22 protein-coding genes and 1 riboswitch are annotated in these 21,811 nt (G+C 73.1%); of the genes, 12 read left to right on the top strand and 10 right to left on the bottom strand.

The genetic code is table 11. The annotated features are described in order from the left end of the window. Together cobO and HNR40_RS40335 are read left to right on the top strand one after the other, a co-directional pair. Positions 1–603 carry a cob(I)yrinic acid a,c-diamide adenosyltransferase gene (gene cobO, locus HNR40_RS40340; protein WP_184971110.1) on the top strand — a complete coding sequence of 201 codons (603 nt, stop codon included), beginning with the start codon at positions 1–3 and terminating at the stop codon, positions 601–603. Then, a complete protein-coding gene (locus HNR40_RS40335) occupies positions 600–1,931 on the top strand; it encodes a cobyrinic acid a,c-diamide synthase CobB (protein WP_312896691.1) in 1,332 nt (443 codons plus the stop codon). Before cobO ends, HNR40_RS40335 begins: the two co-directional genes overlap by 4 nt. On the opposite strand, the gene cobN is transcribed toward HNR40_RS40335, so the two are convergent. Next, positions 1,886–5,446, bottom strand: coding sequence for a cobaltochelatase subunit CobN (cobN, locus tag HNR40_RS40330; protein ID WP_184971108.1), 3,561 nt, complete (start codon positions 5,444–5,446; stop codon positions 1,886–1,888). The genes HNR40_RS40335 and cobN overlap by 46 nt on opposite strands. Before the next feature lie 34 nt (positions 5,447–5,480). Continuing rightward, positions 5,481–5,673: riboswitch (cobalamin riboswitch) on the bottom strand. Here cobN and HNR40_RS40325 point away from each other — a divergent pair. The 3 genes from HNR40_RS40325 to HNR40_RS40315 are packed head-to-tail and all read left to right on the top strand — an operon-like array spanning position 5,674 to position 8,998. Next, the gene (locus tag HNR40_RS40325; RefSeq protein ID WP_184971106.1) at positions 5,674–6,858 is read left to right on the top strand and encodes a ferredoxin-like domain-containing protein; all 1,185 of its coding nucleotides are present in this window, start codon (positions 5,674–5,676) and stop codon (positions 6,856–6,858) included. Then, a complete protein-coding gene (locus HNR40_RS40320) occupies positions 6,855–7,475 on the top strand; it encodes a precorrin-8X methylmutase (protein ID WP_184971104.1) in 621 nt (206 codons plus the stop codon). The genes HNR40_RS40325 and HNR40_RS40320 overlap by 4 nt, the downstream gene beginning before the upstream one ends. Next, positions 7,475–8,998 carry a precorrin-2 C(20)-methyltransferase gene (locus tag HNR40_RS40315; RefSeq protein WP_184971102.1) on the top strand — a complete coding sequence of 508 codons (1,524 nt, stop codon included), beginning with the start codon at positions 7,475–7,477 and terminating at the stop codon, positions 8,996–8,998. The genes HNR40_RS40320 and HNR40_RS40315 overlap by 1 nt, the downstream gene beginning before the upstream one ends. On the opposite strand, the gene HNR40_RS40310 is transcribed toward HNR40_RS40315, so the two are convergent. From HNR40_RS40310 to HNR40_RS40295, 4 genes are all read right to left on the bottom strand, one after another. Continuing rightward, complete coding sequence (locus HNR40_RS40310) at positions 8,986–9,717, bottom strand: cobalt-precorrin-6A reductase (protein WP_312896690.1); 732 nt, start codon at positions 9,715–9,717, stop codon at positions 8,986–8,988. The genes HNR40_RS40315 and HNR40_RS40310 overlap by 13 nt on opposite strands. Before the next feature lie 77 nt (positions 9,718–9,794). Further along, complete coding sequence (gene cobM / locus HNR40_RS40305) at positions 9,795–10,538, bottom strand: precorrin-4 C(11)-methyltransferase (RefSeq protein ID WP_184971098.1); 744 nt, start codon at positions 10,536–10,538, stop codon at positions 9,795–9,797. Between the two features lie 82 nt (positions 10,539–10,620). Then, entirely contained in the window at positions 10,621–11,838 is a 1,218-nt protein-coding gene (cbiE, locus tag HNR40_RS40300) for a precorrin-6y C5,15-methyltransferase (decarboxylating) subunit CbiE (RefSeq protein ID WP_184971096.1), read from the bottom strand. After that, positions 11,835–12,218 (bottom strand): PPOX class F420-dependent oxidoreductase, encoded by a 384-nt coding sequence (locus HNR40_RS40295; RefSeq protein WP_312896689.1) that lies wholly within the window; start codon positions 12,216–12,218, stop codon positions 11,835–11,837. Before HNR40_RS40295 ends, cbiE begins: the two co-directional genes overlap by 4 nt. An 85-nt stretch (positions 12,219–12,303) precedes the next feature. Here HNR40_RS40295 and cobF point away from each other — a divergent pair, with 85 nt between their 5' ends. Beyond that, the gene (gene cobF, locus HNR40_RS40290; RefSeq protein ID WP_184971092.1) at positions 12,304–13,050 is read left to right on the top strand and encodes a precorrin-6A synthase (deacetylating); all 747 of its coding nucleotides are present in this window, start codon (positions 12,304–12,306) and stop codon (positions 13,048–13,050) included. Here the strand turns inward: cobF and HNR40_RS40285 are convergent. Then, entirely contained in the window at positions 13,029–13,733 is a 705-nt protein-coding gene (locus tag HNR40_RS40285) for a CPBP family intramembrane glutamic endopeptidase (RefSeq protein WP_184971090.1), read from the bottom strand. The two genes, cobF and HNR40_RS40285, sit on opposite strands and share 22 nt — an antisense overlap. A 72-nt stretch (positions 13,734–13,805) precedes the next feature. Here HNR40_RS40285 and HNR40_RS40280 point away from each other — a divergent pair, with 72 nt between their 5' ends. Together HNR40_RS40280 and HNR40_RS40275 are read left to right on the top strand one after the other, a co-directional pair. Next, on the top strand, positions 13,806–14,582 hold the full coding sequence (locus HNR40_RS40280; protein ID WP_184971089.1) for a TetR/AcrR family transcriptional regulator: 777 nt from the start codon (positions 13,806–13,808) through the stop codon (positions 14,580–14,582). Next, a complete protein-coding gene (locus HNR40_RS40275; protein ID WP_184971088.1) occupies positions 14,579–15,757 on the top strand; it encodes a right-handed parallel beta-helix repeat-containing protein in 1,179 nt (392 codons plus the stop codon). Before HNR40_RS40280 ends, HNR40_RS40275 begins: the two co-directional genes overlap by 4 nt. Here the strand turns inward: HNR40_RS40275 and HNR40_RS40270 are convergent. Further along, the gene (locus HNR40_RS40270) at positions 15,745–17,094 is read right to left on the bottom strand and encodes an MFS transporter (protein ID WP_184971087.1); all 1,350 of its coding nucleotides are present in this window, start codon (positions 17,092–17,094) and stop codon (positions 15,745–15,747) included. The genes HNR40_RS40275 and HNR40_RS40270 overlap by 13 nt on opposite strands. A 93-nt stretch (positions 17,095–17,187) precedes the next feature. Between HNR40_RS40270 and HNR40_RS40265 the strand changes: the two genes are divergently transcribed. Continuing rightward, the gene (locus tag HNR40_RS40265; RefSeq protein ID WP_184971086.1) at positions 17,188–18,093 is read left to right on the top strand and encodes a LysR family transcriptional regulator; all 906 of its coding nucleotides are present in this window, start codon (positions 17,188–17,190) and stop codon (positions 18,091–18,093) included. On the opposite strand, the gene HNR40_RS40260 is transcribed toward HNR40_RS40265, so the two are convergent. Both HNR40_RS40260 and HNR40_RS40255 read right to left on the bottom strand, forming a co-directional pair. After that, the gene (locus tag HNR40_RS40260; protein WP_221341432.1) at positions 18,077–18,577 is read right to left on the bottom strand and encodes a MarR family winged helix-turn-helix transcriptional regulator; all 501 of its coding nucleotides are present in this window, start codon (positions 18,575–18,577) and stop codon (positions 18,077–18,079) included. The two genes, HNR40_RS40265 and HNR40_RS40260, sit on opposite strands and share 17 nt — an antisense overlap. Next, positions 18,574–18,996: a MarR family winged helix-turn-helix transcriptional regulator gene (locus HNR40_RS40255; protein ID WP_312896688.1), complete on the bottom strand. Its 423-nt coding sequence runs from the start codon at positions 18,994–18,996 to the stop codon at positions 18,574–18,576. Before HNR40_RS40255 ends, HNR40_RS40260 begins: the two co-directional genes overlap by 4 nt. 51 nt (positions 18,997–19,047) lie before the next feature. On the opposite strand from HNR40_RS40255, the gene HNR40_RS40250 reads away from it, so the two are divergent. Together HNR40_RS40250 and HNR40_RS40245 are read left to right on the top strand one after the other, a co-directional pair. Next, positions 19,048–19,617: a TIGR03086 family metal-binding protein gene (locus HNR40_RS40250; protein WP_184971085.1), complete on the top strand. Its 570-nt coding sequence runs from the start codon at positions 19,048–19,050 to the stop codon at positions 19,615–19,617. A gap of 11 nt (positions 19,618–19,628) precedes the next feature. Further along, positions 19,629–20,027 (top strand): RidA family protein, encoded by a 399-nt coding sequence (locus HNR40_RS40245; protein WP_184971084.1) that lies wholly within the window; start codon positions 19,629–19,631, stop codon positions 20,025–20,027. On the opposite strand, the gene HNR40_RS40240 is transcribed toward HNR40_RS40245, so the two are convergent. Continuing rightward, a complete protein-coding gene (locus HNR40_RS40240; protein WP_184971083.1) occupies positions 20,024–20,584 on the bottom strand; it encodes a TetR/AcrR family transcriptional regulator in 561 nt (186 codons plus the stop codon). The two genes, HNR40_RS40245 and HNR40_RS40240, sit on opposite strands and share 4 nt — an antisense overlap. Positions 20,585–20,621: 37 nt before the next feature. On the opposite strand from HNR40_RS40240, the gene HNR40_RS40235 reads away from it, so the two are divergent. Beyond that, positions 20,622–21,809 carry a glycosyltransferase gene (locus HNR40_RS40235; protein ID WP_184971081.1) on the top strand — a complete coding sequence of 396 codons (1,188 nt, stop codon included), beginning with the start codon at positions 20,622–20,624 and terminating at the stop codon, positions 21,807–21,809. Positions 21,810–21,811: the final 2 nt, after the last annotated feature.

Genomic DNA, 21,811 nt, shown 5'->3' with positions numbered 1-21,811 from the left:
ATGCCGCAGGGCAAGCCGGACGTCGTGCCGGATGACGGGCTGACCACGCGCCAGCGGCGTACCCGGCCGTTGCTGATGGTGCACACGGGTCCGGGGAAGGGCAAGTCCACGGCGGCGTTCGGGATGGCGCTGCGGGCGTGGAACCAGGGCTGGCCGATCGGGGTGTTCCAGTTCGTGAAGTCGGCGAAGTGGCGCATCGGCGAGGAGCGGGCGCTGGTGGTGCTGGGCGAGTCGGGCGAGGGCGGCTCGGTGACCTGGCACAAGATGGGCGAGGGCTGGTCGTGGATCCAGCGTCCCGGCACCGAGGAGGACCACGCGGCCGACGCCCGCGAGGGCTGGGAGCAGATCAAACGCGACCTGGCCGCCGAGACCTACCGTTTCTACGTGCTGGACGAGTTCACGTACCCGCTGAAGTGGGGCTGGCTGGACCTGGACGACGTGCTCGCCACGCTGGCGGGGCGGCCGGGCAACCAGCACGTGGTGATCACCGGCAGGGACGCGCCCGAGCGGCTGCTGGAGGTGTCGGACCTGGTCACGGAGATGGGCAAGGTGCGCCATCCCATGGACGCCGGGCAGAAGGGGCAGAAAGGCATCGAGTGGTGATCCCGCGGCTGGTCGTCGCGGCGCCGTCGTCGGGCAGCGGGAAGACGACGGTGGCCACGGGGCTCATGGCGGCGCTGCGGGCGCGCGGGCTCCGGGTGTCGCCGCACAAGGTCGGCCCCGACTACATCGACCCCGGCTACCACGCGCTGGCCACCGGCCGCCCGGGGCGCAACCTCGACCCGTGGCTCGCCGGGGAGGAGCGGGTGGCGCCGCTGTTCCTGCACGGCGCCGCGGGGTGCGACGTGGCGGTGGTCGAGGGCGTGATGGGGCTGTTCGACGGCAAGGGCGAGACGGACTTCGCCTCCACCGCGCACGTCGCCAGGCTGCTGGACGCGCCGGTCGTGCTGGTCGTGGACGCGGCCAGGCAGAGCCGTTCCGTGGCCGCGGTGGTGCACGGTTTCGCCACCTTCGACCCGCGTGTGCGCGTCGGCGGCGTGGTGCTCAACCGCGTCGGCTCCGACCGGCACGAGGAGCTGTGCCGCGCCGCCCTGGACGCGGCCGGCGTCCCGGTCCTGGGCGCCATCCGCCGCGACGACGCCGTGGCCACCCCCTCCCGCCACCTGGGCCTGATCCCGGCCGCCGAACGCGAGGCGGAAGCGGTCTCCGCGGTGGCGCGCCTGGGCGAGCTGGTGTCCCGCTCCTGCGACCTCGACGCTCTGGTACGGCTCGCCGCCACCGCCCCCGCCCTCCCAAGCACCCCCTGGAACCCGGCGGCCGAGGTGAACCCCGGACCCGGAGGTCCGGTCGTGGCGGTCGCGGGCGGCGCGGCGTTCACGTTCGGCTACACCGAGCACGTCGAGCTGCTGCGCGCGGCCGGAGCCGAGATCGCCGTCTTCGACCCCCTGCACGACGAGCGGCTCCCACACGGCACCGGCGCGGTGATCATCGGCGGCGGCTTCCCCGAGGTCTACGCCGCCGAGCTGGCCGCCAACGAGCCGCTGCGCGCCCAGGTCGCCGCCTTCGACGGGCCGATCGCCGCCGAATGCGCCGGGCTGCTGTACCTGTGCGAGGAGCTCGACGGCCGGCGCATGTGCGGCCGGGTCCCCGGCAAGGCCCGGATGACGGGCAAGCTGACGCTGGGCTACCGGGAGGCCACGGCGGTCAGCCGGTCGCTGCTCACCCGGCCGGGCGAGCGGTTCAGGGCCCACGAGTTCCACCGGACCGCCGCCGACCTGGGCGGCTGGGCGCTGTACCGGTGGGAGGGCGGCGCCGACGGCTACGGCGACGCCCTGCTCACCGCCTCCTACCTGCACCTGCACTGGGCGGGCAGCCCGGTGCTGGCTCAGCGGCTGGTGTCGTCCTCCAGGTCGCCCTCGGTCTTGAGGTAGACCTCCTGCACCCCCCGCAGGATCTCCGGGTCCGGGTGCTCCCACATGTCCCGCTCGGCCGCCTCCAGCAGGCGTTCGGCGATGCCGTGCAGCGCCCACGGATTGGACTTGGCCATGAACGCCTGGTTCTCCGGGTCCAGCACGTACGCGGCCGCGAGCTTGTCGTACATCCAGTCGGCCATGACGCCGGTGGTGGCGTCGTAGCCGAACAGGTAGTCGACGGTCGCGGCCAGCTCGAACGCGCCCTTGTAGCCGTGCCTGCGCATCGCGGCCAGCCAGTTCGGGTTGACCACGCGGGCGCGGAAGATCCGGGAGGTCTCCTCCGACAGCGTGCGGGTGCGGACGGCGTCCGGGCGGGTGCTGTCGCCGACGTAGGCGGCCGGGGCCTTGCCGGTCAGCGCGCGGACGGTGGCGACCATGCCGCCGTGGTACTGGAAGTAGTCGTCGGAGTCGGCGATGTCGTGCTCGCGGGTGTCGACGTTCTTGGCGGCGACGGCGATCCGGCGGTAGGCGCTCTCCATGTCGGCGCGCGCCGGCACGCCCTCCAGGTCACGGCCGTAGGCGTAGCCGCCCCACACCGCGTACACCTCGGCCAGGTCGGCGTCGTCGCGCCAGTTGCGGCTGTCGATGAGCGGCAGGATGCCCGCCCCGTAGGCGCCGGGGGCCGAGCCGAAGATGCGCATCGTGGCCCGGCGCTCGTCGCCGTGCGTCTCCTCCTTGACGTGGGCGCGGACGTAGTTGTCCTCGTCGGCCTCGTCCAGGCCGGCGGCGAGCCGTACCGCGTCGTCGAGCATCGCCACGACGTGCGGGAAGGCGTCGCGGAAGAAGCCGCTGATGCGGACGGTCACGTCGATGCGGGGGCGGCCGAGCTCCTCCAGCGGGATCGGCGCGAGGCCCGCCACGCGGCGGGAGGCCTCATCCCATTCCGGGCGGATGCCCAGCAGCGCCAGGACCTCGGCCACGTCGTCGCCCGCGGTCCGCATCGCGCTGGTGCCCCAGACCGACAGGCCCACCGAGCGCGGCCAGTCGCCGGTGTCGGTGCGGTAGCGCTCCAGGAGCGAGTCGGCCATGGCCTGGCCGGTCTCCCACGCCAGCCTGCTCGGGACCGCCCTGGGGTCGACCGAGTAGAAGTTGCGGCCGGTCGGCAGCACGTTGACCAGCCCGCGCAGCGGCGAACCGCTCGGGCCCGCAGGGACGTAACCGCCGTTCAGGGCGTGCAGGACATGGTCGATCTCGTCGGTGGTACGCGCCAGCCTGGGCACCACCTCGGTGGCGGCGAAACGGAGAATGCGCTCCACCTCGGGAGTGGGCGCCACGGCCGCGGCCGCCTCTTCCGTCCAGCCGCGCTCCTCCATCGCCTCCACCAGCGCGCGGGCGGTGGCCTCGACCCGGTCCACGTCCTTCAGCGACGCGCTGCCGTCCTCGGTCAGCCCGAGCGCCTGGCGCAGACCCGGCAGCGCCTCCTTGCCCGCCCACATCTGCCTGGCCTGCAGGATCGCCAGCACCAGCCCCACCCGGGCGGGCCCCTCGGGCGCCTGGCCGAGCACGTGCAGGCCGTCGCGGATCTGCGCGTCCTTCACCTCGCACAGCCAGCCGTCCACGTGCAGGATGAAGTCGTCGAACTCGGTGTCGTGCGGCCGGTCGGCCATGCCCAGGTCGTGGTCGAGCCGGGCGGCCTGGATCAGCGTCCAGATCTGCGCCCTGATCGCCGGCAGCTTGGCCGGGTCCATGGCGGCGATGGAGGCGTGCTCGTCCAGGAGTTGTTCCAGGCGGGCGATGTCGCCGTAGGACTCGGCCCTGGCCATCGGCGGCACCATGTGGTCCACCAGCACCGCGTGCGCCCGCCGCTTGGCCTGCGTGCCCTCGCCCGGGTCGTTGACCAGGAACGGGTAGATGAGCGGCAGGTCGCCGATCGCGGCGTCGGTGCCGCAGGACGCCGACATGCCGGCCGACTTGCCGGGCAGCCACTCCAGGTTGCCGTGCTTGCCCACGTGCACCATCGCGTGCGCGCCGAACTCCGCCGAAAGCCAGCGGTAGGCGGCCAGGTAGTGGTGGCTGGGCGGCAGGTCGGGGTCGTGGTAGATGGCGATCGGGTTCTCGCCGAAGCCGCGCGGCGGCTGGACCATGACGACCACGTTGCCCGCGCGCAGGGCCGCCAGCACGATGTCGCCCTCGTGCACGAACAGCTCGCCGGGCGGCGCGCCCCAGTGCCGCTCCATGCCGGCGCGCAGGTCAGCGGGCAGCGTGCGGTACCAGCGCTCGTAGTCGGCGGAGGGGATGCGCACCGGGTTTCCGGCCAGGTGCTCCTCGGTCAGCCAGTCCTGGTCCTGGCCGCCGGCGGCGATCAGCGCGTGGATGAGCGCGTCGCCGTCCTGCTCGGCGACCCCGGGGAAGCCGTCGCCGAGGTCGTAGCCGGCCTCGGCCAGCCTGGCCAGCAGCCCGACCGTGCTCGCGGGGGTGTCCAGGCCGACCGCGTTGCCGACCCTGGAGTGCTTCGTCGGGTACGCCGACAGCATGACCACCAGCCGCCGCTCGGCCGGCGGCGTGTGCCTGAGCAGGCCGTGGCGTACCGCGATCCCGGCCACCCGGCGGGCCCGCTCCGGGTCGGCCGCGTAGACGGTCAGACCGTCCTCGTCGATCTCCTTGAACGAGAACGGCACCGTGATGATCCGGCCGTCGAACTCGGGGATGGCCACCTGCGAGGCGGCGTCGAGCGGGGACAGGCCGTCGTCGTTGTCCTCCCACTCCTTCTTGCCGCTGGTCAGGCAGAGCCCCTGCAAGATCGGGACGTCCAGGGTGGCCAGCGCGCCGACGTCCCACGCCTCGTCGTCGCCGCCCGCGCCCGCGGTGGCCGGACGGGAGCCGCCCGCCGCCAGGACGGTCACGACCAGGGCGTCGGCGGTGCGCAGGACGTCGAGGAGCGCGGGCTCTGCCGTTCTGAGCGAGGAGCAGTACACCGGCAGCGGCCGGCCGCCGGACTCCTCGATCGCCTGGCACAGGGACTCCACGAACCCGGTGTTGCCCGCCACATGGTGGGCCCGGTAGTACAGGACGCCGATCACCGGGCCCTCGGTGGCCTTGGAGCCGCGCTCCAGCGGGCCCCAGGAGGGCATGGGGGCCGGCGGGGCGAAGCCGTACCCGGTCAGGAGGGCCGTGTCGGACAGGAAGCCGTGCAGCTCGGCGAGGTTGGCGGGGCCGCCGTGCGCGAGGTAGGCGTGCGCTTCGGCGACGACGCCCGCGCTCACCGTGGACAGTTCCATCAGCTCCGCGTCGGGGGCCTGCTCGCCGCCGAGCACCACGACCGGGCGGGGGCCGGCGAGCAACGCGTCGAGGCCTTCCTCCCACGCGCGGCGGCCGCCGAGCAGCCGGACCACGACGAGGTCGACGCCGTCCACGAGCGCGGGCAGGTCGTCGGTGAGCAACCTGGCGGGGTTGCCCAGGCGGTAGTCGGCGCCGCTGGCGCGCGCGCTCAGCAGGTCGGTGTCGGATGTAGAGAGCAGCAGAACGCCAGGCACGCCGCAGTCCTCCCTCGGGGTCCTCGCCCCGTTCGCAGGTGTCGCGACGGCAGGAGTCTCCTGGCTCCCGGATCGATGCTCACCCCGGCCTTCCCGTCCATCGCTGGACAGTGGCCTGTGGTGGGGTTCGCTTCCCGGTCACAGTGGCGGGACCGCGCCGGTTTCTCACCGGCTTCCTCCCATTGCCGTCGCCTAAGGGTGAGCCTACTGGCGTTACCATCCTCATCGTGTCCATAGCCGACTTTTCCGGACGTCTCCGCCCAGATGCCTGTCCGGGAGCGCTACAGACGCACGCCGCGGCCGACGGCCCGCTCGCCCGGATCCGCCTGCCCGGCGGTGCCATCACCCCAGCTCAGCTACATGAACTGGCCGCCTTCGCCACGAGCGGGATCGAGCTGACCTCGCGCGCCAACGTCCAGGTGCGCGCGCTGAAATCTCCTGCGCTCTTCGCCGACCGGATGGCCGCCGTGGGCCTGCTCCCGTCGCCGACACACGAGCGGGTCCGCAACATCGTCGCCTCGCCGCTCGGCGGGCGGCTGACCGGCTTCGCCACCCATCCCCTCGTGGAGGCCCTGGACCGCGCCCTGTGCGCCCGCCCCGCCCTGGCCGAGCTGCCGGGCCGCTTCCTGTTCGCCCTGGACGACGGCACCGGCGACGTCTCCTCGCTGGGCGCCGACGTCACGCTGGTCGAGGACGGCATCCTGCTGGCAGGCACGCCCTTCGCGCTGCCCGGCGCCGGAGTCGACACCCTGGTGGCCGTGGCAGAGGCCTTCCTGGCCGAGCGCGGAGACAGCGGCGCCTGGCGCATCGCCGAACTCCCCAACGGCCCCACCCGCATAGCCACCCACCTCGCCGCCACTGGTCTCCCCGCTCCCGCTCCCGGTCTCCAGGCTCCCGGTCTCCAGGCTCCAGGTCTCCAGGCTCCCGGTCTCACCGCTGCCGGTCTCGGGGCCGACCGCGCCGGTGCTGCCGCGGGCGCGTCTCCGGTGCGGGGGGCCCGGGTGATCGGGTTGCCGGACGGGCGGGTGGCGGTGGAGGCCGTGGTCCCGCTCGGGCGGCTCACCGCGGCTCAGGCGCGCCTGCTCGCCGCCCTCGATGTCCCGGTACGGCTAACGCCCTGGCGTACCGTCGTGCTCCTCGACCTCGCCGAAGCGCCCGACCTGACCGGATCCGGCCTGGTCACCGACCCGGACTCGCCATGGACGGGGGTGAGCGCGTGCACCGGCAGCCCCGGCTGCGCCAAGTCCCTGGCCGACGTCCAGCACGACGCCGCCCAGTGGGTGGCCGCCCGTGAACGCAGCCCGGAACTGCCCGTGCACTGGGCGGGCTGCGAGCGCCGCTGCGGCCTGCCCAAGGGCCGGGTCACCGAGATGGTCGCGACCGGCGACGGATACCAAGAAAGGCAGAAGTGAGCGACTACATACGCGACGGCGCCGAGATCTACCGGCGTTCGTTCGCCACCATCCGCGCCGAGACGGACCTGTCCGGGCTCCCGGCCGACGTGGCCCGTGTGGCGGTGCGGATGATCCACTCGTGCGGGATGACCGACCTGGTCGGTGACCTAGGCTGGTCGCCGCACGTGGTCGGGGACGCGCGTACGGCGCTCATGGCGGGGGCGCCGATCCTGTGCGACGCCATGATGGTCGCCTCCGGCGTGACCAGGAGCAGGCTGCCCGCAGACAACGAGGTGATCTGCACGCTCGGCGCGCCCGGCCTGGCCGAGCTGGCCGAAGAGCTGGGCACCACGCGCAGCGCGGCGGCGCTGGAGCACTGGCTCGACCGGCTGGACGGCGCCGTCGTGGCCATCGGCAACGCGCCCACCGCGCTGTTCCGGCTGCTGGAGATCGTCGCCGACGGCGGGCCCCGACCGGCGGCGGTGCTGGGGATTCCCGTGGGGTTCATCGGCGCTGCCGAGTCCAAGCAGGCGCTGGCCGAGAGCGGGCTGGAGCACCTCGTGGTGCGCGGCAGGCGCGGCGGCAGCGCGATGACGGCGGCGGCGGTCAACGCCATCGCGAGCGAGGTGGAGTGATGGAACACAACGAGCCGGTGGGAGACAGCGCGCGGGTGGCGGGTGTTGGGCGGCTTTTCGGGGTGGGGCTCGGGCCCGGGGATCCGGAGCTGATCACGGTCAAGGCGGCCAGGCTGATCGGTGAGGCCGACGTCATCGCCTATCACGCCGCCCGGCACGGACGCAGCATCGCCCGCTCGATCGCGCGGCCGTACCTGAAGGAAGGGCAGATCGAAGAGCTGCTGCTCTACCCGCTGACCACGGAGACCACCGACCACCCGGGCGGCTACCAGGGCGCGCTGGACGACTTCTACGTCGAGTGCGCCGCCAGGCTGGCCGCCCATCTCGACGCCGGGCGGACGGTCGTGGTGCTGAGCGAGGGCGACCCGCTCTTCTACGGCTCCTACATGCACATGCACAAGCGCCTGGCCCACCGCTACCCGACCGAGGTGGTGCCGGGCGTCACCTCGATCAGCGGGGCGTCGGCGGTGCTCGGCCGTCCGCTGGTGGAGCGGGACGAGACGCTGACCGTGCTGCCCGGCACGCTGCCCGGCGAGGTGCTGGCCGAGAAGCTGCGCGCCACCGACTCGGCGGCGGTGCTGAAGCTGGGCCGTACGTTCGAGAAGGTACGCGACGCGCTGGCCGAGGCCGGGCGGCTGGACGACGCCTGGTACGTGGAACGGGCCACTATGGACGCCCAGCGGGTCGCGCCGCTGAAGGACGTGGATCCCGAAGGCGTGCCGTACTTCTCGCTGGCGCTGCTGCCGAGCCCGGCCGAGCACACGTTCGTGCCCGAGAAGCCCGCCGGGCCGGGGCCGGGCGAGGTCGTCGTGGTCGGGCTCGGGCCCGCCGGGCGGCCGTGGCTCACGCCGGAGGCGCAGGAGGCGCTGGCCGCCGCCACAGACCTGGTCGGCTACGGCCCCTACGTGGACCGCGTGCAGCCGAACCCGCGCCAGCGCCGCCACCGTACCGACAACCGGGTCGAGGCCGAGCGGGCCAGGCACGCGCTGGAGATGGCGCGCGACGGCGCCCGGGTGGCTGTCGTGTCCTCGGGCGACCCGGGGGTGTTCGCGATGGCCAGCGCGGTGCTGGAGGCGGCGTCCGACTTCCCGGACGTGCCGGTGCGGGTGGTGCCGGGGCTGACCGCCGCGCAGGCCGTGGCCAGTAAGGCGGGGGCGCCGCTGGGGCACGACTACTGCGTACTGTCCCTGTCTGACCTGCTCAAGCCGTGGGAGGTGGTGGCCGAGCGGCTGAGCGCGGCGGCGCGGGCCGATCTGGTGCTGGCGTTGTACAACCCGGCCTCGCGCAGCCGTACCTGGCAGGTGGGCGCCGCGCGGGACCTGCTGCTTGAGCACCGCGCGCCGGGCACGCCCGTGGTGATCGGCCGTGACGTCGGCGGCCCGCGCGAGTCGATCACCGTCACCACGCTGGCCGACCTCGATCCGGCCGACGTGGACATGCGCTGCCTGCTGATCATCGGCTCCTCGACCACCCGGGTGAGCGAGAGCGGCGCCGTCTACACCCCGCGCCGCTACCCGGCCTGAACCCAGGCCACCGCCTCGCCTACACTCGCCACCAGCCGCACCCCCACGGGCAGCGGCGGCCGATCCACCATGATCACCGGGAGCCCGACCTCCCGGGCCGCGACCAGCTTCGCGCTCGTCATGGCGCCGCCGCTGTCCTTGGTGACCAGCACATCGAGGCGGTGCTCGCCGATGAGCGCGCGCTCACCCTCCACGGTGTACGGCCCGCGGTCCAGCACCACGTGCGCGTTCGCGGGCACCGGCGGCTCGGGCGGATCCACCGACCTGGCCAGGAACCACATCGAGGTCAGCCCGGCGAACACCGGCAGACTCCGCCGCCCCGTCGTCAGGAACACCCGCCCGCCGGGGAACGACCGTCCCAGTTCCTCAGCCGCGGCCTCCAGGGAGGGCACCCGGAGCCACCGGTCGCCCGGCCCCTCGCGCCAGCCGGGACGGCGCAGCACCAGCAACGGCACCCCGGCCAGGGCCGCGGCCCCGGCGGCCGAGGCGGTCATCCGCTCGGCGAACGGGTGGGTGGCGTCCACCAGCCTCTCGATCCCCTCGGCCGCGATCCACCGGGCCAGCCCGTCAGCACCGCCGAACCCGCCCTCGCGCACCTCGCCCACCGGCAGCCGCGGATTGGTGACCCGCCCGGCCAGCGACGACACCACCCGCATGCCGGACGGCACCAGCTCGGCGGCCAACGCCCTGGCCTCGGCCGTACCACCAAGGATCAGCACCCCACCCCCACGCGACCCCACAACCGAGACCGGAGGCAGCCCCCCGGGCGTGCGTTCGGACGGGTCTGCGGGCGGGGTCATGGGCGGGGTCGGGTGGCGCTGTACAGGTGGCTGTCGGGGAACTCCGAGGCCGACAGGACCCGGCCCACCACGATCACGGCGGTGCGCTTCACCCCGGCCTCGTGCACACGGGCGGCGATGTCGGACAGGGTTCCGCGCAGGATCAGCTCGTCGTCCCTGCTGGCCCGCGCCACCACGGCCACCGGGCACCCGGCGCCGTAGGACGGCAGCAGTTCCTCGACCACCTGATCGATCCGCTGCACGGCCAGGTGCAGCACCATCGTCGCGCCGCTCGCCCCCAGCGTGGCCAGGTCCTCACCCGGCGGCATCGGCGTGGCCCGGCCGGACACCCGGGTCAGCACCACGGTCTGCCCGACGCCGGGCACGGTCAGCTCCCTGCCCAGCGCGGCCGCGGCGGCGGCGAACGCGGGCACCCCCGGCACCACCTCGTACGGCACGCCGATCCCGTCCAGCCGCCGCATCTGCTCGGCCACCGCGCTGAACACCGACGGGTCACCCGAGTGCAGCCTGGCCACGTCGTGCCCGGCGGCGTGCGCGGCCTCGAACTCGGCGACGATCTGGTCGAGCGTCAGGTTCGCGGTGTCCACCAGCCGGGCCTCGGCCGGGCATGCCTCCAGCAGTTCCCGCGGCACCAGCGACCCGGCATAGAGGCACACCGGCGCCCGCTCCAGCACCCGCAGCCCGCGAACGGTGACCAGATCGGCCGCCCCCGGCCCGGCTCCGATGAAATACACGGTCACGACACATCCTCCTCGGGCTCGACGACCACAGACACGGTCACGGCGCATCCGTCCGAGACGGGCTCCACGACCGGCCACACGGTCACGGCGCATCCACTTCGTCAGGTTTCACGACCGACCACACGGTCACCGGCATCATCGGGCGCCATGCGGTGAACCCGCCCACCGGTCCGGCCCGTTGCACCGACAGCCGCACCAGGTCGCCGCCGTGCTCCGCCTGCCAGCGGACGGCGAGGGCCTCGGACTCCAGCGTGACCGCGTTCGCCACCAGCCGTCCGCCGGGGCGCAGCGCGGACCAGCACGTCTCCAGCACCCCGGGCACCGTGAGCCCGCCGCCGACGAAGACCGCGTCCGGCTCGGGCAGCCCGGACAGTCCTTCGGGCGCGCGGCTCTCGACGATCTCCAGGCCGGGCACGCCCAGGGTGTCGGCGTTCCGGCGGATGGCGGCGGCTCTGGCGGGGTGGCTCTCGACGGCGCTGGCCGTACAGGTGGGGTGGGAGCGCATCCACTCGATCGCGATGCTGCCCGCCCCGGCGCCGACGTCCCAGAGGTGCTCGCCCGGCAGCGGGGCCAGCCGCGACAGGGTGACCGCGCGGATTTCGCGCTTGGTGAGCTGCCCGTCGTGTTCGAAGGCGGTGTCGGGCAGGCCGGGCACGCGGGCCAGCGGTTCCAGGCCGGGGTCGGGGCGGCAGGTGACGGCGATGACGTTCAGGGCGGAGCCGGGTTCGCCGGCCCAGGTGGCGGCGGTGCCGTTCAGGCTGGTCTCGGTTTCGGAGCCGAGGTCGGACAGGACCGTGAGCGTGCTGCGGCCGTATCCGCGCGCGGTGAGCAGGGCGGCGACGTCGGCGGGTGAGGTACGCCCGGACCCGAGCACGGCCAGCCGCCGCCCCGGCGAGAAGGCGGCGTTGAGCGCGGCCACCGGCCGGCCGACCAGGCTGATCACCTCGACGTCCTCGACCGGCCAGCCGAGCCGCGCGCACGCCAGCGACAGCGAGGAGACGTGGGGGAGCACGGTGAGACGTCCGGCGCCGAGCAGCCGGACCAGTGTCGAACCGATCCCGAAGAACATCGGATCGCCGCTGGCCAGCACGCAGACGGCGCGGTCGCGGTGGGCTTCGACGAGGTCTTCGAGCGCGGGCAGCAGCGGCGACGGCCAGGTGACGCGCTCGGCCTCCGAGGGCGGCAGCGTGCCGAGCTGCCGGGCACTGCCCATGATCACTTCGGCTTGCTGGACGGCGGTCCTGGACCCCGGCGCGAGTCCGGCCCAGCCGTCCGCGCCGATGCCGACGACGGTGATCACACGTTGCCCAGCACGCGGGTGACGTGGATCTCGATGACCACGCGGGCCGGATTGACGCGCGGCGGCTTGTAGCGGGCGGTGTAGCGCCGTTCGGCGTCGGCGATCCGTTCGGGCTCATCCCTGAGTACGGCCCGGCCTTCGAGCGTCGACCAGCGACGCCCGTCCACCTGGCAGACGGCGACCTGGGCGCCCTGGGCGGCGTACCTGGCCTTCTGCGACGTCCCCGAGGTGATCACCCGGGCCACGCCTTCGGCGAGGTCGAGCGTGACCCCGACCGGCACCACGTGCGGGGTGCCGTCGGGCCGGACGGTCGTGAGCGTACAGAGGTGACGTTCTTCCCAGAACGCTGCAAAGCCGTCACCTTGCTCGAACAGGTTCACACGTCTCCTTCTGGCCGACCGAGGATGTCGACCGGGGGATATCGTAATCGCGCCCGACATCTCCTCCGAAGGCAGACTCTCTCCGGTGAAACGCATCCTCATCATCGGCATCGGCGCCGGTGACCCCGACCACCTCACGCTCCAGGGCGTCAAGGCCATCGCCGCCGCGCAGGTCTTCTTCGTGCTGGACAAGGGCGCGGCCAAGCACGACCTGGTCGATCTCCGGCAGCGGATGATCGAGGAGCATGGGCGGCAGCCGTACCGGATCGTGGAGGCGGAGGATCCGGAGCGGGACCGCACCACGCCCGCCTACACCGGCGCGGTCGAGGACTGGCGCTCGCGCCGGGCCGCCGTCTACGAGCGGCTGATCGCCGAGGAACTGCCCGACGGGCAGACCGGGGCCTTCCTGGTGTGGGGCGATCCCGGCCTGTACGACAGCACGCTGGCCATCGTCGAGGAGATCCTCGCGGCGGGCCGGGTGGCCTTCGAGTACGCGGTGGTGCCCGGCATCACCAGCGTCTCCGCGCTGACCGCCACCCATCGTGCCAGCCTCACCCGCGTGGGACGGCCGGTCCAGATCACCACCGGCCGCCGACTGGCGGCTGAGGGGCCGCCGGCCGACGACGTCCTGGTCATGCTCGACGCGCACTGCTCCTTCGGCGAACTGGGCGCGGACTGGCACATCTACTGGGGCGCCTACCTGGGCACGCCGGACGAGATCCGGGTCGAGGGGCCGGTGCCCGAGGTCGCCGACGAGATCCGGCGGCTGCGCGCGGAGGCCCGCGAGCGCAAGGGCTGGATCATGGACACCTACCTGCTCCGCAGGTCGTAGCGCAGGATCAGCACGGCCGGGACCGCGAGCAGAAGCCCGAAGATCATCTGGTGGGCGGTGCTCGCGGAGCCCGGCGTCATCGTGACGGACAGGTTGACCCCGGCGTGCATGAGGACCACCGCCCCCATGCCGCGCCCCGTCCGGTTGAACAGCCACACCATGATCAGCCGCTGGGCGAGGGTGCCCAGCGTCCATCCGGCGATCCAGAGGGCGCCCCTGCCCATCATGAGCAGGGCGGGCAGGTGCCAGGCCGCCCAGAACGCGCCCAGGATCAGGCCGGCGCCGGTGGGGCCCCACCTCTCCTGCAGGGGCCCGGTTGCGTAGGCGGTCCAGCCCAGTTCCTCGAAGACGGCCAGCACCACGAAGACCGCGAACAGGAGTGGCAACGCGGCGAGCGGCTGCGCCAGACCGGTCCACGCCGCCGGGCCGACCAGGTACGCCGCCATCCCCAGGACGGGGCCGACGGCCACGGCGGCGACCGACCAGCCCCAGCCGGGGGCGGGCCCGAGCCGCAACCGGCCCTTCCCGCGCAGGGCCAGGATCGCCGCGGCGATGCCGGGGACGAAGACCATCAGCGAGCCGAGCGAGACGCCGAACGGCGCGTCCTCGGTGACGTCCACGAGCGCGCCGGCCACCCAGACCGGTATCGACAGTGCGGTGACCAGGATGAAGAACGCCTTCAAGGGGAGACCTCGTGCTAACATTTGGGACATAAGACTTGAAACATCATGTCTCAAAGTGCGAAGGATGGGCAAATGGCGGACGAGCCGACCGGGGTGGCCAGGCGGCGGCGCCGGCTGAGTGACGCGGAGACCGAGCGGCTCATGCTGCGGGCGGCGCTCGACATGGTCGGCAGGGCCGGGCTGACCGTGAGCCTGGAGCACATCAGCTTCGAGGAGGTCATCCGGGAGGCGGAGGTGGCCAGGAGCGCGGTGTACCGGCGCTGGCCGTACAAGGATCTGTTCTTCAGCGACCTGCTCAAGGAGCTCGCCAAGGGCGAGACCCCGGCGCTCGCGGGAGACGGGGCGGCGGCGCTCGCGGCCGTGCGGCGGGTGGTCGGCGCGCACGCGGAGTGGCGGCGTGATCCCGGGCTGCGGCTCGCGCTCGCGGGGGAGGTGCTGCGCGGGCTGGCCTGGGAGGAGTTCGAGGGGTTCCACCGCTCGGCCGAGTGGCGCACTTACCTCGCCCTGCACGCGACGTTCCTCAGCCTGCCCGACGGCGGGCTGCGGCAGGAGGTGGCCGAGGCGCTGGCCGCCTCTGAGCGGGCGCTGACCACCAGGCTGGCGGCGGTCTACCGGGAGGCGGCCGGGCTCTTCGGCCTGCGCCTGCGGCCCGGCGCCACCTACGAGAGCGTGGCGGCGATGGCGGGCGCCGCCGTGCGAGGACTGGTGCTCATGACGCCGGCCGACCCCGGTATCCTCACGCGAAGGATCATGGCCAGCCCCTTCGGCGCCCCGGAGCCGGCCGAGTGGTCGGAGCCCGCGCTGGCGGTGGCCGCGGTGATCCTGGCGTTCTTCGAGGCGGACGCGTGAACTATTGGGAGCGCTCCCAATTGGGCGGTGAAGTCGCCTGGAAGACCCTGGCCAAGGCCTCGGCGGCCAACCTGCCCGCGGGCGCCAAGCTGCTGCTGCGCCGCGGCGGCTCCTGGACGGGCCGGTTGGCCGTCACCGAGTCGGGCACCGCCGCCGCCCCCATCGTGATCGACGCCTACGGCACCGGCGCCAGGCCCATCGTGAAGGGCGACGGCGAGGCCTGCGTGGATCTCGCCGGCAACTATGTGGAGGTCTACAACCTCCAGGTGGGCGTGGACGGCGACGCGGGCCGCTGCAGCTGGGCCGGCGTCAAGGTGCGCGGCGATGACAACGTGGTCGAGCGCAACTACATCACCGGCGCCGCCGCGGGCGTCTTCATCGAAGAGGGCACGAAGTACACGGCGGTGACCGCCAACGAGTTCGTCAACAACAACCACATGAGCAAGAACACACCGGTGCCGGACAACGACGACTCCGGCGCGTTCGCGATCCTCGTGCACGGCGACGACTCCAACATCGGCTGGAACACGATGAAGGGCTCGATCGCCGACAGCCACGACTACGTGCTGGACGGCGCCGCCGTCGAGATCTTCTACGGCTCCCGCAACCGCGTCCACCACAACATCTCGATCGACAACGACACCTTCACCGAACTCGGCACCTACGACGACGACGCGGACGGCATCACCACCGGCAACGTCTTCGAGTACAACGCCATCTACGGCGCCAAGGGCCGCGGCGGCCTGGTCACCCGGGGCCCGGTCCACGAGGACGGCCGCCCCGAGCCCAACGGCCCGGTCTTCGCCACCGCCTTCAACAACAACTCCGTCTACTTGACCAACGCGGTGGCCGAGGGCGTGGTCTGCGACGCGGGCTGCACCAACCGGCACCTGTCGATGTCGCAGAACATCGTCTACGCGGCCAAGAAGAGCGCGTACTCCGAGTCCGGCTTCACCGACAACCACCGCAACGTCTTCTCCGGCGGCCAGTACCAGATGCCGCACAGCCCGGACAGCAAGTACGCCGACCCGCGCTTCGACCCCGCCGGCCCGCTGCGCCTGCGCGCCGGCAGCCCGGCCATCGGCCTGGGCGTCACCAAGTTCAACGACCTCGACCTGGCCGGGGTCGCCGTGGGCAAGGACGGCGCCATCGAGGCCGGCGCCTACGAGTACTGACCCACGGGTTCAGGTCTCGCCGCCCGGCTCCCGAGCCATCCCAGCGAGACCGCGCCACCCACCAGCACCACTGCGGCCACCACCAGGTACGCGGCGCCGGTGCCCCGAGCGGCCGCGACCGTTCCCATGACCGCCACGCCGACGGCGCTGCCCAGCTCGCGGGCGGCGCTGTTGAGCCCGGAGCCGAGCCCGGCCCGCTCGGCCGGCAGCGCCGCCATGATCTCGTGGGAGAGCACGGGCAGGCACAACCCCATGGCCGCGCCCATCACCACGAGACCCACCGCATACACCGGGTACGGCATCGCCGCGTCGGCGAACGACAGCAGGACCAGCCCGGCCACGTTCCCGGCGAGCCCGGCGGCCACCGCGGGCAGCCTGGGCAGGCGGCCCGACATCCGGGAGAGCACGATCATCGGGACCGTCATCGGCAGGATCGCCAGCCCGGTCAGCAAGGGGGAGAACTCCTTGACCTCCTGGAGATAGCGGGCGTTGACGAAGAACAGGGCGAACATCCCGAAGAACGTCACCGCCACTCCCAGGGTGCCCGCGCGCAGCCCGGCCACGCGGAACAGCCTCGGGTCCAGGAGCGGCAGCGCCGTACGGGACTGGTGGAGGGCGAACCAGGCGAACAGCAGCAGCGCGCCGGCGAAGGCGGCGAGCACGAGTGGGCTGGTCCAGCCCGCCTCCGGGCCCTCGATGATGCCGCCGACCAGCGCGACGGACGCGGCGGTCAGCAGCGCGGCGCCCAGCAGGTCGAGCGCGGCCTCGTGCCGGGGCACGCGGGGCGCGAGCCGGGCTGCGAGCACCGCGAGGACCGCGGCGATCGGCACCAGCACCGCGAAGAGCGCCTGCCACGGCAGGAACTGCATGACCAGCCCGCCGCCGACGTTGCCCACGACTCCGGCGATGCCGGTGGCGGCGGTCCAGACGGCGACGGCGTGACCGCGTCGTTCCGGCGGATAGGCGTGGACGGACAGGGCGAGCGAGGCGGGCATGATCATCGCGGCGCCCGCGCCGCTGAGCGCGCGGGCGGCGATCAGGACGGCCACGTTCGGGGCGAGCGCGGCGGCCAGGCAACCGGCCGCGAACACGCCGAGCCCGGTCAGCAGCACGCCCTTGCGGCCGAAGCGGTCGCCCGCCGCGCCGGCGGGGATGAGCAGGCAGGCGAAGACCAGCACGTAGGCGTCGACGATCCAGACGAGCTGTGACGGCGACGGATGCAGGCCGCTCGCGGCGAGCGTGGGCAGGGCGAGGTTGACGGCGGCGACCAGGGCGATCGCCGCGACCACGGCGGCCGACATGACGGCGAGGACCGGGCCGGGCCTGGTTTCGGGCATGGATGTCCCCTTGGAGTGAGGTGAGTGGATTTCGCAGGCTCACCGTAAGGTGGAACGCGACCTAACCTCAAATGCAACTTTGGCAGGTGATATATGCGTCAAACGCAACCGAGTCTCGACCTGCTGATCGCGCTCGACGTGCTGCTCGACGAGGGCAGCGTCTCCGGGGCCGCGCGGCGGCTGCATCTGTCGGAGCCGGCGATGAGCAGGACGCTCGGCCGTATCCGGGTGGCGATGGGCGATCCGATCCTGGTCAGGTCGGGTCAGCGGATGGTGCCGACGCCGCGCGCCCTGGCGGTGCGGGCGGAGGTGCGCGCGGTCGTGGAGGCGGCGCGGCGGGTGTTCACGCCGACGGGCGAGCCGGATCCGGCGACGCTGGTGCGCGACTTCGTGGTGCAGGCCTCCGACGCGGTGATCCAGGCCGCGGCCGCGCCCCTGCTGACCGAACTGGCCGTCTCGGCGCCGGGGGTGCGGTTGCGCTTCATCCCCGAAGGGCCGGGCGACCAGCGTGTCCTGCGCGAGGGCCTGGCCGACCTGGAGGTCACCGTCATCAGCGACCCCGAGCCGGAGACCCTGGTCGAGCCGCTGGTCAGTGACCGTCCCGTGGGGGTGGTGCGGGCCGGGCACCCGCTGCTGGACGGCCCGATCACGGCGGAGCGCTTCGCCGCGGCCGATCACGTCATCGCCTCGCGCAGAGGGCGCACCCGCGGCCCGATCGACGACGCGCTGGCCGCCCTGGGGCTCTCCCGCCGGGTGCGGGGGACGGTCCCGACGTTCACCGCCTCCCTCCTGCTGACGCGGGAGACCGACCTGGTCGGCATGGCCGGCGAGTGGCAGGTCAGGTCGGCGGTCGAACTCCTGGGCCTGGTGACCTTCCCGATCCCGGTGGAGCTGCCCCCGATCGAGCTCTCACAGGCCTGGCACCCCCGCCACGACGCCGACCCTGCTCACGCCTGGTTGCGCGCCCGCATGCGCGCCGTCTTCAGGGCTCCGGACTGATCCACGCGGGGTCGGCGGCGAGTCTCTCCGCGATCCGGTCGTGGAAGCTCCTGCGCTCCAACGCCCGCTCGACGTCCAGGACCACCTGACCGAGCGGGTAGGGGATCTCGGCCTCGAGCTCGGCCAGGGCGCTCTCGGTGGCGCGCCACTCGGCCATCAGCCGGTCGATCATGCCGGTGGCCCGCTCGGTCAGCATGACCTGCTTGCTGCGGGCGTCGGCGCCGGTGACGGTCTCGACCAGCCCCGCCCGCCGCATGGCGGCGACCTTCTGGCTGAGCGCCGAGTGCGTGCGCTGCACCGCCTCGGCCAGCTCCTTGATGGTCATCGGCCCCCGCAGATGCAGCTTGATCAGCTCCATCACGTAGCTGGGCTTGAGCCCGTCGATGCGCGCCTCGGTGTAGAGCCGGGCGATGTCCTCGTCCATGCGGGCCTGGAGGAGACGGAGGGCCCGCCAGTGGCTGATCTCGGTGGGGTCCTGGGTCACGGGCCCACATTATTGGCCAGCGTCTCGGCCACTCGGAGAAAAGCCGCGCGGTCGCCGGGGGACAGGGTCGCGAGCAGGAGTTCCTCGCCCTCCTGAATGTCGGCCTGCGCCGCCCGCCGCCTGCGCCGGCCTGCGTCGGTGATCGCCAGGAGCCGGGCCCTGCGGTCGCCGGGATCCGGCTCGCGGGTGATCAGCCCGGCCTCCTGAAGCCGGTCGAGGGTCCCGATGATGCGCGTCTTGTCCGCGCCGACCGCCTCCGCGAGCGCGGCCTGGGTACGCACCGGCCCGTCGTCCAGCGCGCTGAGCACCACATAGGCCCACATGGAGATCCCATGGGGCTCCAGAGCCCGGATCTCCGCGGCGATCAGCGCCTTCACCAGCGGATGGAGCATCGCGGCGAGGTCGCGGCGTTCGGTCACCCGGCCACGATATCGATTGACTTACGATAAGCGCATGTAGATGATAGGCGCATGCTTATCGAAATGGACGCCCGAGCCGTCAGGGTGAGCGTCGACCTCGTGGATCAGGTGCGCGCGGCCGACCTCGCCAGGCCGACCCCGTGCGCCGGATGGACGCTGCGTGACCTGCTCTCGCACATGACCGCCCAGCACTACGGCTTCGCCGCCGCCTCCAGAGGCGAGGAAGCGCTCGACGTGTGGCGGCCGCGCGAGCTGGGCGAGGACCCGGCCGGCGCCTACCGCGCGGCGGCCGGGCACGTGCTGGAGGCTTTCGCGGGCGCCGTCGTGTCCGAGTTCCCGCTGGCGGAGCTGGGCGTTACCGTCCCCGCGGAGCGGGCGATCGGCTTCCACTTCATCGACTACGTCGTCCACGCCTGGGACGTGGCCAGGACGCTGGGCGTGGCCGTGGAGTTCGAGGCCGATCTGCTCGACGCCGCGCTGCCCGTGGCCGAGGCCGTGCCCGGAGGTCAGGTCCGTACGGCTCCCGGCGCGCCCTTCGCCCCGGAGGTAGCGTGGCCCGGGGATGCGCGGCTTGACCGGATCGTCGCGATGCTGGGCCGCTCCCCTGTTTGGCCAGACTAAGAGGAGAGATCATGAGTGTTCGTCTTGAGTACAGCGACCGCCTGGCGCGGGTCCAGTACGCCTACGCCGCCGTGGCCGACGCCCCGGTGCGCAACATCTGGGTGGCCGGCGCCTGCCCCCTCGACACCGAAGGCAGGACGGTCGCGGTGGGCGACGTGGCGGGGCAGGCCGACCAGGTGATGCGCAACCTGGTGATCTCCCTGGAGGAGGTGGGCGCCAAGCTGACCGACATCGCCAAGACCACCGTGTACGTCGCCTCCACCAACCAGGCCGACCTGGTCGCCGCCTGGAACGTCTACCGCGAGTACATGGGCGGCCACGAGGCCCCCAGCACCCTGCTCGGCGTGGCCGCGCTCGGCTACCACGACCAGCTCGTCGAGGTGGAGGCGGTGGCCGTCCTCCCGCTCTAGTCCAGCAGCCGCTCCAGGTAGCGGTCCACGATCGTCTCGACCGCCTCCGGGCTGTAGTGGCCGATCAGAGCCGGGTGCACCAGCCCTTGGGCCATGGCGAACAGCGCGCTCGCCTCCTGCTCGGCGTCCAGGTCCGGGCGCATGGCTCTGATCACGCTCGCGTAGAACCCCAGCACGAACGGCAGGCCGTTGCGCAGCACCTCGGCCAGATCGTCCGCCACGACCGACCTGGCCAGGTACGCCATCCCGATCCGGGCCTCGGTCCGCCGGGCCTCGTCCAGCGGCAGGAGCTCCAGAATTCCGGCCCGCAGGACCTCCCTGGGCGTGCCGTGCACCTCGCCGATCCGCTCGGTGATGCGCAGGTGCAGATGGTCCATGGCCAGCAGCAGCATCTCGTCCTTGGTCGTGAAGTAGTGCTGCACCAGACCCATGCTGACGCCGGCCTCGGCGGCGACCTCGCGCAGGCTGACGCCGTCGATGCCGTGGGCGTCGATGAGCCGGTGCACCGCCTCGGCGATCTGGCGGCGACGCAGCGCGTGGTCGACGACTTTGGGCATCTTGACTCCTTTGCCATGCGACTGCATTGTAAAAAGCATGCGCGTTGTGATCATAGGAGTGGGCACCAGGGGTGACGTGGCCCCCTACACAGGGCTGGGCGCGCGGATCCGCGCGGCGGGCCACGAGGTGGCGATCGCCGCCCACGCACCCTATTCAAGCCTGGTCACCGACGCGGGGCTGGACTTCCGCGTGATACCCGGCGACCCGACGGCCTTACTCGGCACCCGGAACTGGGCCGCGTTCGCCGGCTACGCCAGGCAGGTCACCGACGGCATCGTGGATGCCACCACCGCCGGCGCGGACCTGCTGCTCCTCGGCGCCTCCGCCTCAGCCGGCTACCACGTGGCCGAGGCCATGGGCATCCCGAGCATGGGCGCGCACCTGCAGCCGGTGGAGCCGACCGGCGACTTCCCGCCGGTCATGGGCGCCTTCCGCCGCTCGCTCGGCAGGTGGGGCAACCGCGCGGCGGCCCGCCTCCTGTTCGCCGCGCCCTCACCGGCGCACTCCGGCTCCGCCAAGAAGCTGCGCGCCCGGCTGGGGCTCGCGCCGATGAGCTCGCGGGCGGTCTTCCGGCGGCGCGAGTCGAGCCGCTGGCCGGTCTTCCACGGCTACAGCCCGAGCGTCCTGCCCCGCCCGGCGGACTGGCGTCCCGGACTGGAGGTGCCCGGCTACTGGTGGCCGGCGCCCCGGCCCGGATGGACGCCGCCCGCCGACCTGGCCGGCTTTCTCGACGCGGGGCCGCCGCCGGTGTTCGTCGGCTCGGGCAGCCACAGGGGCGCCGCGGCCGAGCGCTTCACCGAACTGGCCCTGGCCGCGCTGCGCCTGGCCGGGCTGCGCGGCGTTCTGCAGACCGGCGTGACGGGGCCGCTCGCCGACGACATGCTCGGTGTGGGCGAGGTGCCGCACGAGTGGCTGTTCCCGCGCATGGCCGCGGTGGTGCACCACGCGGGCGCCGGGACCACCGCGGCTGGGCTGCGGGCCGGGGTTCCCGCGGTGACGATGCCGGTCTGGGGCGACCAGCCGCTCTGGGCGGGACGGCTGTGGCGGCTGGGGGTCGCCCCGGCTCCGCTCACCGGGCGGATCACCGCCGAACGGCTGGCGCGGGCGGTGGCCGAGGCGGTGCCGGGCCGTACCCGGGCGGAGGAAATCGCGGGCCGGATCGCGGCCGAGGACGGCGCCGCGCCCGTGGTAGAGGCCGTGGAACGCGCTTGCATAACGTCCTGATA

Source organism: Nonomuraea endophytica, assembly GCF_014203235.1.
Taxonomy (GTDB): Bacteria; Actinomycetota; Actinomycetes; order Streptosporangiales; family Streptosporangiaceae; genus Nonomuraea; species Nonomuraea endophytica.
The sequence above is the reverse complement of the archived record's forward strand: the minus strand, read 5'-3'. Positions and strand labels throughout refer to the sequence as shown.

Bases quoted from the DNA above. Each gene is read 5' to 3' on its own strand.
- cobO (WP_184971110.1), top strand. From the start codon at position 1: ATGCCGCAGGGCAAGCCGGACGTCGTGCCGGATGACGGGCTGACCACG.
- HNR40_RS40315 (WP_184971102.1), top strand. From the start codon at position 7,475: ATGGAACACAACGAGCCGGTGGGAGACAGCGCGCGGGTGGCGGGTGTT.
- HNR40_RS40280 (WP_184971089.1), top strand. From the start codon at position 13,806: ATGGCGGACGAGCCGACCGGGGTGGCCAGGCGGCGGCGCCGGCTGAGT.
- HNR40_RS40270 (WP_184971087.1), bottom strand. From the start codon at position 17,094: ATGCCCGAAACCAGGCCCGGCCCGGTCCTCGCCGTCATGTCGGCCGCC.
- HNR40_RS40265 (WP_184971086.1), top strand. From the start codon at position 17,188: ATGCGTCAAACGCAACCGAGTCTCGACCTGCTGATCGCGCTCGACGTG.
- HNR40_RS40250 (WP_184971085.1), top strand. From the start codon at position 19,048: ATGCTTATCGAAATGGACGCCCGAGCCGTCAGGGTGAGCGTCGACCTC.
- HNR40_RS40245 (WP_184971084.1), top strand. From the start codon at position 19,629: ATGAGTGTTCGTCTTGAGTACAGCGACCGCCTGGCGCGGGTCCAGTAC.
- HNR40_RS40240 (WP_184971083.1), bottom strand. From the start codon at position 20,584: ATGCCCAAAGTCGTCGACCACGCGCTGCGTCGCCGCCAGATCGCCGAG.
- HNR40_RS40235 (WP_184971081.1), top strand. From the start codon at position 20,622: ATGCGCGTTGTGATCATAGGAGTGGGCACCAGGGGTGACGTGGCCCCC.